A 12,185-nucleotide genomic window follows, 5' to 3' on the forward strand; every position below is an offset into this window, starting at 1 on the left:
TTAATGTGGGAGTTTGTTTTTTAATAAACCATAAGCATAAGTACCTAAAAGTGCAGCAAGAATGACTATTGATATAGAGAAAGCACCAGTACCTATTAAAATGTACATTGGTCCAGGGCAAGCGCCACATAAGGCCCAACCTAATCCAAAAATAGTTCCACCGATGATGTAACGTGTAAAGCCACGCTCTTTTAAGGGTACTCTTAAAGTATTGCCTTCAGTAGTTTTAACTTTATTCATTTTTGATAGCATTAATAGAATAATACCAGTACCAACAGCAGTTCCTATAATACCATACATATGAAAAGATTGAAACTTAAACATTTCAAAAATGCGATACCATGAAACAGCTTCAGATTTTACGAGAACAATTCCGAAGAAAATACCAACAACAAAGAATTTTATATATTTTCCCATAATTAAAAAAGTATTGGATAGATAAGGTGAATCATAATTATGCCTCCTAGAAAGAAACCAATCACAGCAACTAGCGATGGTAGTTGCAGGCTGCTTAGTCCTGTAATGGCATGGCCAGAGGTACAACCACCAGCATAACGTGTGCCGAAGCCAACTAGAAATCCTCCAATAATTAATATTAGAATGCCTTTAATACTAAATACAGCATCCCAACTAAATAATTCTGGAGGTAATAAACTTTGCCCTATATCATTAAACCCTAATGCTGTTAAATCATTAATAGTGGCTTCACTGAGGTCCATGTTTATAGGATTCGATAAAAAATAGTGAGCAATAAAGCCTCCAAAAATAGCTCCGAGTACAACGACGAGGTTCCATCTTTGACTTTTCCAATCAAATTTAAAAAACTCCACACGTTTTCCTGCACCACCAATAGCACACAAGGTTCTTAAGTTTGAAGACATACCAAAAGTTCTTCCAAAATAAAGTAGAAGAAACATGATGATAGCAATGCATGGACCCGAAATATACCAAGGCCATGGCTGTAAAATATATTCCATAGAATTAATTTAATACAAAAGTAAAGTTCTGTTATTTAGGCTGTGTAATAAAAGTGACTAAAATTCTAAAACATTGATCTTGTTTCTGCCAAGTTCAATCTTATTTTCTTTTTCTAATTGCTTTAATAATCTTGAAATAACAACTCTAGAAGTGTTTAGATCTTCAGCAATTTCTTGATGTGTGACTTCTAAATGTGTAGAAGCAGATAATTTTACCTGATCTGTAAGGTATTTAAATAAGCGCTCATCCATTTTCATAAATGCAAGTGTATCAATGGTTTCTAGCATTTCGTCAAAACGAATTTGGTAACTCTGTAATATGAAATTTCTCCAGCTTTCGTTGGTGTTAAACCATAGTTTCATGTTTTCTATTGGTATCATAACAACGGTTGCATCCTCATCTGCAATAGCACGTATTTTACTAACAGATTTTACCATGCAGCAAGTAAGTGACATCGCACATGTATCTCCCGACTCTAAAACATATAATAAAAGTTCATCTCCGTGACTGTCTTCTCTTAAAACTTTAATATTTCCACTAATTAATAAAGGAATATAGTTTAAATCTTGACCTATATCTATGATGATATCGGATTTATGAAAGGTTTTTAGGACGGCAACATTAGCAATGTTATCGATTGTTTCTGAATCGAATAAGTAGTTGAAAGGTTGGAGTAGTGTTTTAGCAATCATCTATCAAAAATACTAATTTTAAAATTTGAAATAAATAGTTTGCATGTTTTTTAATAAAATTGTTATATTTGCACCCACTTAAAAAATGGCCTCGTAGCATAACTGAATAGTGCACCACATTACGGCTGTGGAGGTTGAAGGTTTGAATCCTTCCGAGGTCACAAAAAAGTATTAAACCCAGACATTAAATCAAGCTTGCTTGAATTTATAAGTTTGGGTTTTTTTATGCACAAAAATATTAGAAGTCGCCTTTTTCTTATTTCTTTGTCGTCCTTTATTTAAAACGAATAACATTTTTTGATTAAACATTAATTAAGCTGATTTAGGAATTCTAAATACTGAGTGTTGCTTGGATAAAGGTGAACTAATCTAGACATTACCTTTTTAGCTTTATTTTTTTGATTGGTAATTGAATAATGATAGGCTAAGGCATATAATAAACTTTCATTGTTTGCGTCAATTTTTAATCCATTAATGAGTGTTTGTTCTGCATGTTTACGGTCCTGTTTTTTATCATATAATAGGCTTAAATTGTAATAGGTACGTGTGTTTTCTGGCATATGCTTAACAGCATTTTGCATTTGTGTTATAGCATCATCAATTCGATTTAGTTCTGCATATAATAAAGATAGCGAGTAATAAACAGGTCCATATTCTGGTTCTTGTTCTATTACAGTCTTAAATGCTTTTTCTGCTTCAATAAAATTTTGATCTTGATAATATAAGTTTGCTAAATTTAATCGTATTTGATTATTGGTGTTGTCAATTTCTAAAGCGCTTTCATAGCCTTCAATGCCACGTTGTAAATCGCCTTTTTTAATATAATAATTCGCTTTTTTCATTCTGCCTCCAACAAAATCAGCGTTAGTATTTAAATTGTCAAAAAACTCTTTTTTTACTTTTTTATAGCTGTCTTTATATTTTTCAGGTATCTGTAATTCTGTTAAACCTCCAAGTCCGTAAAAAGCCTTAACCCTTACACTTCTTTTACTATCTTCTAGCAATGGTAAAAAGTAAGAGGCATATTCAGTATTATTGGTTTGGCTCATTACATCTAGAGTTGCTCCTCTAACCAAAGGAGATTCGTCATTTAAGAGTGCAAGATATTGATCTATTAAATTTTCTGCATCATAATGAGAAATGGCTTTAACTGCTGAGGCTCTAACTATTTCTGGCTGTGTTTTATCATTCATTAATTCAGCTAAACCTATTTCAGCATTTGCTTGGTGAGCAATACCTGGAGCTAATTTTTCTGAATAATGATGAGCGTCTAATTCTCCATATTGTTTTTTAAATTCTTCCCAAGCCCATTCGTCATCTTTGTCTTCATGGCATCCTGTACAGGCATTTGGAGTGTCATATTTTAAGCTTAAATCTGGCCTTGGAATTCTAAAACTATGGTCTCTTCTAAAATCATTTCCCATATAATATTTTCCAGGCATATGGCAATTAATACATTGAGATGCTTCTGTGTTTTCTTTATGAAAATGATGTTTAGGCGTCTCATATTTTTCAGGTAAATGGCATTGTGCACATAATTTATTGCCTTCAAACTTTAGCTTTAATGAGTGCGGATTATGACAATTAGTGCAAGTGACATTGTTTTGATACATTTTACTCTGAGTGAATGAGCCATAAACATAAACTTCATCTAATATTTGTCCATCAGGATAATATAAACCCTCTTGTAATATCTGTGGAAAGTAATGATCTAACATGGTTCCTTCAAAATTGAAATGCGAAGAAAATTGTTCTCTTCTCATGTGGCAACGCGCACATTCATCTACTAATTCTTTTGGTTTAGTATCTAATGTCATTTGCAAAGTTCTGGTAGAAGAATAGTTTTTGCCAAGTCTTTTAACATCCTCTACGTGTTGTTTTCCTGGACCATGGCAGGCTTCACAATTAACATTGATTATAGCAAATTTAGTGTCGTAGCTATGGGTTTTTTGGTCGTAATTTTTTCTAACGTTGGTTGAGTGACAATCGGAACACATATTATTCCAATTTAAGCCTCCTCTAGACCAATGCAACCACTCAGAATGTACAACCTTAAAATCAGGGTATAGGTCAAACCATTTGTTTTCTTTAGTATCCCAAGCCGTTCTCAAGCATTGGTAATGTCCATTTGGAAATTGTACAATATACTGTTGTAAAGGTGTTATACCAAAAGTATAAATCACCTTGTAGTCATGGTATTTTCCATCTGGTCCTTCGGTATTAACATAGAAATCAGTGTCTTTTTTATAAAAACGAGAGGTAATACCTTGACTCGTAAATGTTTCATCTTTAAAATTTGCTAATACCGTGATACTATCAGCAATCTGCATGGCTTTATCGTGATGTGAACCTTGCCAGTCTTTAAATTCATCTTTATGGCATTCTTTGCAATTATTATCGCCTAAAAAATGGTTGTCAGGAATTAGTTTACCTGTTAGAAATACAGACTCTTTTGTTTCAATAGCTTCGTATTTGTTATTGTCTTTACATGATAAAACAATTGAAAAACAACTTAATAACAGAATTATTCCTCGATTTGTAAGCTCTATTTTTGAATTGGTGATTTTTAGTTTCAAGGGTAAGAATTTAGTGTATTAAAAGTACATAAAAATTTACTTTTTAAACCCTAAACTTTGTCATAATATCCTGAAATTAGACATCACAATGTCTCTTAATAAGTTGTAGTGTAATTACTGTGAAAATCCTATTAAAGTGCATTTTTAGTTACATAAGCACGCCAACCTATTATAGCTAGTTGAAGCTTAGAGGCTTTACTAAGATCTAATTGTTTTTTAGTGTAAGATGGAAGTATGGCTTTGTTTAGTAAAGCCAGAACTCTAAAGATGTCGTTTTTCATTTTAAAATTGAATAATCAATCTTTAGTAAAAGTAGTAAAACTTATTCTAGAACTAAGTTTTACTTTTATTTGATTGGTAAATCAATTGTGGTTTAAAGTGTTGATATAATGATATCGATAATAAGTTTAGCTAGTGTGATCATAATTTTTTGGTTTTAGTGGTTAATAAAATGTATTGTTTGTTTGATTGAGTTTTCAATATATATTTTCAACTCGCTATGTTCCAAGTGTTTTTATTAAAATCGACGAATTTGAATTCTTATTTATAACTAAAATTATTATTGTGATTATAATAATTTGTGACTTATCTACATGTAAGTAATGATTTATAACTTAAAATTAGATATTTGTTTCAATTTTATACTTTTGTAGAGGGTTTTAGGAGTGGTTTTTAGAAACGTAGGCGGATTTGATGATTAAACCAGTACTATTTGCATGTTTTGTCTTTTAATAAATTTTATTTCATGATAAATTTCATGTTTTAATTACCTCTTTTTTTGTAATTAATTATGGCTTAACTTTTAGATTTAATAATAGGTTATCTTTGTAAAAAAAATATAAAATGAAAAGAATTACTTTTATTGTAGCCTTACTCATTTCTGGATTCAGTTGGTCTCAGGTTTTATTGATTAACGAATTAGATGCAGATACTCCTAGTATAGATACTCACGAATTTATTGAGCTGAAATCTCAAACGCCAAATTTTTCGACTGATGGTTACATATTAGTATTCTTTAATGGCTCTAGCAGTGGAGGTGATGCAAGTTATTTTGTATATGATTTAAATGGATTAACTACAGATATTAATGGTTTGCTCGTTATTGGTAGTGATAATGTTTCTCCATTTCCACAGGCTTTAATGTCAGAAAACGTTATACAGAATGGACCAGATGCGGTTGGGATTTACCAGGCTTCTGTAAATGATTTTCCTGAAGAGACCGTTGCAACTCAAACCAATTTAATTGATGCTATGGTTTATGGTACAAACGATTCTGATGCTACTGGTTTATTAACTAAACTAGGGCAGACCACTCAGTATAATGATAATGGTACAAATGCTAATCCTAAATCTATTCAACGTTTTGTAGATGCTATGGATAATGTAACATTTGGTGCTCAAACTCCAACTCCTAGACGAGATAATGATGGTAATGGTATTGCTATTAATCCCATTGCGATTTCAATTGTAGAGACTCAAATTGACGAAGGAGCTACTTTTGATATTACTTTTACAGCGGAAACTATGCTAACTTCAGATTTAAATTTTACTATTAGTTTAGATAATTTAGGTTTTGGAATTTCAGATTTTACAGGAAGTACAAGTCTTACAATTTTAACTGGTGAAACTACGACGACGACGACAATTTCTTTAGTTGATGATACAGAAGATGAGGGAGATGAAGTTTTAAAAATTAGATTTTTAGATTTAATTGAACCAATTGTAGCTGCAAATGGAGCTGTACAGATTAGAGTTGTAGATAATGATTTTACAATGGCAGCTTGGGGAACGCCTTTAACACCAACTTATGGGATAGTAGAGAGTACACAACCAGATGGCTATTATAATAGTTTAGATGGGTTAGCAGATACCGAATTAAGACAAGCCTTACAAGATATAATAGCAGATCCTTCGATTGTAAGAGCACAGACTTATGCTGATGTAGTAGATATTTTAAAAGAAGCTGATCAAAACCCTCTAAATAGTAACCAAGTTTGGTTAGTGTATTTAGAAGAAGGTCGTGCTAAGTTAGATTACCAAACGACGTCGTTAAGCACAGGGAAATGGAACAGAGAACACACGTTTCCTAGATCTAGAGGTGGTTTTGATAGTATAGAAGAGGATGAGATTGCAGATGGTATTGATATTTATTGGACTACAAAAGCAGATTCATTACGTCATGGTAATTCTGATGCACATGCTTTGAGAGCTGCAGATGGTCCTGAGAATAGTACTAGAAATAACCAATTTTACGGTGAATATAATGGGCCAGATGGTACCGCAGGTAAATTTAAAGGCGACGTAGCTAGGAGTGTGTTTTACATGGCTGTGCGTTATAATGGTTTAGAAATAGTAAACGGTTTTCCTGAAGGGATTGTTGGAGAATTTGGTGATTTAGCAACGTTATTAGATTGGCATAGAAATGATCCGCCAGATGATTTTGAAATGAATAGAAATAATGTGATTTATAATTGGCAGAAGAATAGAAGTCCGTTTATAGATCAACCAGATTTGATAGAGTATATTTGGGGTGATAGCGTTGGTTTAGCTTGGGTACAGCCGTTAAGTGTTAATGAAAATGAGTTATTAGAGGTTACTGTTTATCCAAATCCAACAAATGGAAAGGTTTATTTTTCTGGACTAAAAACAGAAACAAATATTGAAGTTTACTCTGTAGAAGGTAAACTTTTGAAGCAATATAAATCTATAGATAATTACATAGATTTAAATCTAACATCAGGTTTATATCTGTTAAAGCTGATAAACGATAATGGTTATATCACAAAGAAAATAATAATTGAATAAAGACTAAATATTTATAATGAAAAAGCCAAACTGATAATTTTAGTTTGGCTTTTTTTTATTCAGTGAGTGAATTCTTTTTTTAGTCGAAATGCATTGTACTTGTGTGCACTTTTAATTTTCCGGAATCCATACCAAATTCAATAGTAGGTATGCCATCATCATCTTTGTATGTTGCACTAGTTTCATTACCAGACTCATTCTTTAACGCTATTTTTATACTGACTATGTGATTGGCTTTGTTGCGTTTTATTTTAGAATACTTAACTGATATTCCAGATTTTTCTAGATGTTCTTTTTGAACTTGTAGTATAGCATCAGTTGAGTTTTTAGAGATATAAACCAAAGTGCCATTTTTTAAAGGATTATCGTTATCTACATAAGTGGTACTCATGGAAATTGTTCTAGTAGTGTTCTTTGCATTAGAGACTGAAGTTGTTGCAATGTTATTGTCTGCCTTTGTTGTCATAATTATGACTCCATTTTTGCCTTTGTCTCCATATTTTTTAATAGCACTTTTATCTTTTAAAACAGTCATGCTTTCAATGTGGTTGGCGTTTAAAGATTTTAACAAATCATAACTTGCTTCCTTGCCATCAACTATAATTAATGGCTCAGAATCTTTTTTTGTATAATTTGAAATTATTTTATAACCTACCTGAGGTTGGTGAATAATGATTTCTTCATTATTATCGGTAAATTTTACATTTTTTTCACCTTCGTAAAAAAGATTGGGTTTTTCTTGAGAGAAGCGTTTAATTTCTAATGAATCAACAATTCCATAGTGTAAGGTGTCTGTTTTAACTAAAATTGAATCTTGTTTTGGTAAATTATCTACTCTAATGACTTCAACAATGTTTACGTTTTCTTTGATGGTTCCAACTCTAAAACTTCCATCATCTTTAGTATTAAAGTAAAATGATTTTATGCCATCATCATTTTTAGCACTGTAGTTGCTAGAACCAGTTTTAGTTTTAAAATCGATATCAATATCTGTGATTTCACTGTTTTTATCTCTTGTTATATGTTTCACTACCATTTTAATATCAATAGACTTTAATGTTTTTTTAATGTCTTCTAGCTGGTTATCTGTGGTTGTCTTTGTGAATACAATTTCAATTCGTTTTGGGTCAGTAACTTTAGGTTTCTCAATGACCTTATCTTTTAAATTATACGTTACTAATAATTTATTAATTCTATTAGTAAATGATTTTATAGCTAGATTATTATTTGAGTACTCACTATCTGTATCTAAGTAGAACGTTCCGTTGCCATACCTGCCAATAAAGCTTCCTTTTTTCTCAAAAAGCTCTTTATATATTATAAAAGATTCAATGGAGATATGGTTATTAGATTCGTATTTTGTATCCGCTAATTTTACAGCAATATTTGTAATTTCATTATTACTATTACGCTTTAAATCATTAAAATTAAGTGAGATCTCTTTTTGTTTAAACTTATTGATAATGCTTTTTAGTTCAGAATCTTTGGTGTCTTTAGTAATAATTGAAAATACTTTGTCTTCCTTAGGTATGGTTTCATTATTAATTTTACTTTCAATATATACTTTTTCTGTATTTACACTCATTAATAAGCCAGCTAAAAGTGGTAGCATTAATAAATATCTCCATTGTTTTTTTCTGTTTGATTTCGATTTGTTTAACATAAGAATTCGTTTTTTGATAGATGAATTATAAAAATTATTGGGTAATGAAATGTTGTGATTAGCAACACTGGTTTTTAATAATAAACGTTGATATTCTTTTTCGTTTTCAGAAATGGTTTGTGTTTCTGAATCTGCGATGTATTCTAAGTTTTGTCGTACTTCTTTTCTGTAAAACCATATTAAGGGATTAAACCAAAATATAACACAGGCTAATTGGGTTAATAATATATCTATAGAGTGTAATTGGTTAGCGTGTACTTTTTCGTGAGTTAAAATGAGGTTGAGTTCATTCTCTTTTAAAGTAACAGGATTATAAACAATCCATTTAAAGAATGAAAATGGTGAAATTTTACTTTCAATAATCACATAAGTATAGATACCATCTTTAACTTTTGAGTTTTTGATTAATAGTAAAGCGAGTGATCCAAATTGAAATATAAATTGAATTAAGAAAAGTGCTAATCCTATACTGTATGCAATGGGAATTAAGGTTGTCCAATCAAAATTTCTTTGAACTGGTGTTGCCTCTATAAAGTTAGCAGATGCTATTTGGTTATATGCTATTTCAGGAATAACTTGAGGTTCTACTGTTATATAAACGGGAATCACTAACAAAGGGAAAACTATAGCAGTTACTAAACCTATAAATAGAAACCATCTGTTGTGTTGAAAGAATGTCTCTTTTTTTAAGAAGATGACATAACATAAATAAAATAGGATAATTACAGCTGATGCTTTTAGAAGATATTCCATAATTAATTCTTGTTTTCAATTAATGAAATTATTTCTTTAAGCTCATCAACACTAATTTTCTCCTCTTTTGCAAAGAATGAAACAACGTTTTTATATGAGCTGTTAAAGTAGTTTTCAATAGCAGTATTCATAAACTTTGTTTTGTAGTCTTCTTTAGAGACAATAGGAAAGTACTGGTGTGTTTTTCCATAAGCATTATAACTAACATAGCCTTTTTCTTCTAAGTTCCTTATAATGGTAGATAAGGTGTTGTAATGTGGTTTGTCTTCCGTTATTTCAGCTAATACATCTTTTACAAAAGCTTTTTCTAGCTTCCATAAAATGTGCATAATCTCTTCTTCTTTGTTGGTTAATTTTTGCATAGCTTAATTATTGTATGAATCAAATCTATAACTATTTTTATAGTTATACAACTAAAATAATAGTTATTTAACGAAAAATATAGTTTTTAGTTTCTGTAAAAAGGAAATGTTATCTTCGCGCCTTTAATAAAATATGGTACTAAATAATTGTAGATAGATGAGTGTATTTCTTGTTCTTATTGGTTTAGCCTTGTTGGTTGTTGGTGGTGATTTTTTGGTTAGAGCTTCTGTTGGTTTGTCTTTTAAGCTTAAACTATCTAAGTTGGTCATAGGTATGACGGTAGTGTCTTTTGCGACTTCTGCACCCGAATTACTTGTGAGTTTACAAGCGGCTTTAGAAGGAGTTTCGGATATTGCTTTAGGGAATGTTATAGGATCTAATATAGCTAATATAGGATTGGTTTTAGGAATAACAGCTATTATTTCTCCACTAGCAGTAGATAAAGATTTCTACAAATTGAATTGGCCAATGATGATGTTATCTTCCTTTGTGTTGTATTATTTCTTGTGGAATGACAATGTACTTACAGCGATTGAAGGCTTAATTTTATTTGTAAGCTTAATTGTGTTCTTGGTTGTTTTAATTAGAAGTTCTAGAAAATCTATTAAAGCAAACATAGAAGAAGTAGATGACGCTCTTGCTGTGGTTTCTAATTTTAAAATTGTAATGTGGTTATTAATTGGAGCAGCAGGCTTATATTTTGGTTCGCTTTGGTTAGTAGATGGTGCTAAGCAACTAGCAACAGCAGTTGGTATTAGTGATTATGCAATTTCTGTAACCGTTATAGCGATTGGTACTAGTGTGCCAGAACTTGCAGCTTCGGTTATTGCAGCATTGAAAAAAGAAAAAGCTTTATCGTTAGGAAATCTTATCGGTTCTAATATTTTTAATATCGCTTCTGTTTTAGGCTTAACGGCAATTATAAAACCAATTGCTGTGAATCCTGAAACTCCAGAAATACTATCAACTAATATTTGGTGGATGATTGCTTTTGCAGCGATTTTAATTCCTTTGATATTAATTCCTAAACGTCTTGAAATAGGAAGGCTAAAAGGGATGCTTCTTTTTGGTGGTTATTTGGTATTTATATATACAGCGCTTAAGTAAAACCGTTATTAAAAGACATAAAAAAAAGGCTTGTAAATATTTACAAGCCTTTTTTAATTTATATAATCGCTAATTAAGAAATATCAGCGCTTTTTACAGTTTTAATAATTCTTCCTGCAATCTTATATGGATCACCATTAGAAGCTGGTCTTCTATCTTCTAACCAACCTTTCCAGCCTTTCTCTACTACGATAATTGGTATACGGATTGAAGCACCTCTATCTGAAACTCCCCAAGAAAAATCAGTAATGGCAGCTGTTTCATGTAAGCCTGTTAAACGTTGGTCGTTAAACTCACCATAAACTTCAATATGTTCTTTTACAACCGGACGGAAAGCTTCACAAATTTTAGCATAAGTCTCTTTATCTCCACATGTTCTTAAAACTTCGTTAGAGAAATTAGCATGCATACCAGAACCATTCCAGTCCATATCCTTACCTAATGGTTTCGGATGGTATTCAATATAGTAACCATACTTTTCAGTTAAACGATCTAATAAGTATCTAGCAATCCAAATTTCGTCTCCAGCTTTTTTGGCACCTTTAGCAAATAATTGGAATTCCCATTGACCTGAGGCAACTTCTTGATTAATACCTTCAAAGTTTAAACCAGCATCGATACATAAATTTGCATGCTCTTCAACTAAAGCTCTACCGTGAGTATGTAATCCTCCAACAGAACAATAATACATACCTTGAGGCGCAGGATAACCACCAATAGGGAATCCTAAAGGCAATTGTGTTTTAGTATCCATAATAAAGTATTCTTGCTCAAAACCAAACCAGAAATCATTATCATCATCATCAATAGTAGCTCTACCATTAGAAACATGAGGTGTGCCATCAGCATTTAAAACTTCATTCATGACTAAGTATCCATTAATTCTGTCTGGATCTGGGTAAATCGCTACAGGTTTTAATAAACAGTCAGAAGATCCACCTTCGGCTTGTCTTGTTGATGAGCCATCAAAAGACCACATACCTAATTCTTCTAAAGTACCTTTAAAGTTTTCGTGCTCTTCTACTTTGGTCTTACTTCTCATATTTTGAGTTGGGAAGTAACCATCTAACCAAATGTATTCTAATTTAATTTTTGCCATAATGAAATTTTGTTTATATCTAAAAATATTATTACAAATATTGCTTTTTTTTTCTTTCGGTCAAAAAAAATAGGGCATTTTAGATGAAATGTTATTAATTATTGTTGAGAACCCTAATTTTTGGTGGGTGATTGTTCAAATTTTAAATA

10 protein-coding genes and 1 tRNA gene are annotated in these 12,185 nt (G+C 31.3%); 3 read left to right on the forward strand and 8 right to left on the reverse strand.

The window, feature by feature from the left end; genetic code table 11:
- From DFQ10_RS05165 to DFQ10_RS05175, 3 genes are read right to left on the reverse strand one after another with little or no spacing between them, the layout of a single operon-like run.
- The gene (locus tag DFQ10_RS05165; protein ID WP_115816288.1) at window positions 1–417 is read right to left on the reverse strand and encodes a DUF6691 family protein; all 417 of its coding nucleotides are present in this window, start codon (window positions 415–417) and stop codon (window positions 1–3) included.
- Between the two features lie 2 nt (window positions 418–419).
- Window positions 420–977, reverse strand: a complete 558-nt coding sequence (locus DFQ10_RS05170) for a YeeE/YedE family protein (RefSeq protein WP_115816289.1) — start codon at window positions 975–977, stop codon at window positions 420–422.
- Window positions 978–1,034: 57 nt separating this feature from the next.
- On the reverse strand, window positions 1,035–1,670 hold the full coding sequence (locus DFQ10_RS05175; RefSeq protein ID WP_115816290.1) for a Crp/Fnr family transcriptional regulator: 636 nt from the start codon (window positions 1,668–1,670) through the stop codon (window positions 1,035–1,037).
- Window positions 1,671–1,757: 87 nt separating this feature from the next.
- On the opposite strand from DFQ10_RS05175, the gene DFQ10_RS05180 reads away from it, so the two are divergent.
- A tRNA-Arg gene (locus DFQ10_RS05180) sits at window positions 1,758–1,831 on the forward strand.
- A 147-nt stretch (window positions 1,832–1,978) separates the two neighbouring features.
- On the opposite strand, the gene DFQ10_RS05185 is transcribed toward DFQ10_RS05180, so the two are convergent.
- Entirely contained in the window at window positions 1,979–4,246 is a 2,268-nt protein-coding gene (locus DFQ10_RS05185; protein WP_245940616.1) for a tetratricopeptide repeat protein, read from the reverse strand.
- Between the two features lie 131 nt (window positions 4,247–4,377).
- Window positions 4,378–4,527 carry an SsrA-binding protein gene (locus DFQ10_RS05190; RefSeq protein ID WP_115816291.1) on the reverse strand — a complete coding sequence of 50 codons (150 nt, stop codon included), beginning with the start codon at window positions 4,525–4,527 and terminating at the stop codon, window positions 4,378–4,380.
- A gap of 562 nt (window positions 4,528–5,089) precedes the next feature.
- Between DFQ10_RS05190 and DFQ10_RS05195 the strand changes: the two genes are divergently transcribed.
- On the forward strand, window positions 5,090–7,051 hold the full coding sequence (locus DFQ10_RS05195; protein ID WP_115816292.1) for an endonuclease: 1,962 nt from the start codon (window positions 5,090–5,092) through the stop codon (window positions 7,049–7,051).
- A 79-nt stretch (window positions 7,052–7,130) separates the two neighbouring features.
- Here DFQ10_RS05195 and DFQ10_RS05200 read toward each other — a convergent pair whose 3' ends face one another.
- Both DFQ10_RS05200 and DFQ10_RS05205 read right to left on the reverse strand, forming a co-directional pair.
- On the reverse strand, window positions 7,131–9,467 hold the full coding sequence (locus DFQ10_RS05200; RefSeq protein WP_115816293.1) for a M56 family metallopeptidase: 2,337 nt from the start codon (window positions 9,465–9,467) through the stop codon (window positions 7,131–7,133).
- Window positions 9,468–9,469: 2 nt separating this feature from the next.
- A complete protein-coding gene (locus DFQ10_RS05205; RefSeq protein WP_115816294.1) occupies window positions 9,470–9,829 on the reverse strand; it encodes a BlaI/MecI/CopY family transcriptional regulator in 360 nt (119 codons plus the stop codon).
- A 157-nt stretch (window positions 9,830–9,986) separates the two neighbouring features.
- Here DFQ10_RS05205 and DFQ10_RS05210 point away from each other — a divergent pair, with 157 nt between their 5' ends.
- Window positions 9,987–10,937, forward strand: a complete 951-nt coding sequence (locus tag DFQ10_RS05210) for a calcium/sodium antiporter (protein ID WP_115816295.1) — start codon at window positions 9,987–9,989, stop codon at window positions 10,935–10,937.
- A gap of 73 nt (window positions 10,938–11,010) precedes the next feature.
- Here the strand turns inward: DFQ10_RS05210 and DFQ10_RS05215 are convergent, their stop codons facing one another.
- On the reverse strand, window positions 11,011–12,036 hold the full coding sequence (locus DFQ10_RS05215) for a glutamine synthetase beta-grasp domain-containing protein (RefSeq protein ID WP_115816296.1): 1,026 nt from the start codon (window positions 12,034–12,036) through the stop codon (window positions 11,011–11,013).
- Window positions 12,037–12,185: the final 149 nt, after the last annotated feature.

The sequence above is a fragment of the Winogradskyella eximia genome (genome assembly GCF_003386165.1).
Classification (GTDB): Bacteria; Bacteroidota; Bacteroidia; order Flavobacteriales; family Flavobacteriaceae; genus Winogradskyella; species Winogradskyella eximia.

Bases quoted from the DNA above. Each gene is read 5' to 3' on its own strand.
- DFQ10_RS05195 (WP_115816292.1), top strand. From the start codon at position 5,090: ATGAAAAGAATTACTTTTATTGTAGCCTTACTCATTTCTGGATTCAGT.
- DFQ10_RS05200 (WP_115816293.1), bottom strand. From the start codon at position 9,467: ATGGAATATCTTCTAAAAGCATCAGCTGTAATTATCCTATTTTATTTA.
- DFQ10_RS05175 (WP_115816290.1), bottom strand. From the start codon at position 1,670: ATGATTGCTAAAACACTACTCCAACCTTTCAACTACTTATTCGATTCA.
- DFQ10_RS05190 (WP_115816291.1), bottom strand. From the start codon at position 4,527: ATGAAAAACGACATCTTTAGAGTTCTGGCTTTACTAAACAAAGCCATA.
- DFQ10_RS05165 (WP_115816288.1), bottom strand. From the start codon at position 417: ATGGGAAAATATATAAAATTCTTTGTTGTTGGTATTTTCTTCGGAATT.
- DFQ10_RS05170 (WP_115816289.1), bottom strand. From the start codon at position 977: ATGGAATATATTTTACAGCCATGGCCTTGGTATATTTCGGGTCCATGC.
- DFQ10_RS05210 (WP_115816295.1), top strand. From the start codon at position 9,987: ATGAGTGTATTTCTTGTTCTTATTGGTTTAGCCTTGTTGGTTGTTGGT.
- DFQ10_RS05205 (WP_115816294.1), bottom strand. From the start codon at position 9,829: ATGCAAAAATTAACCAACAAAGAAGAAGAGATTATGCACATTTTATGG.
- DFQ10_RS05215 (WP_115816296.1), bottom strand. From the start codon at position 12,036: ATGGCAAAAATTAAATTAGAATACATTTGGTTAGATGGTTACTTCCCA.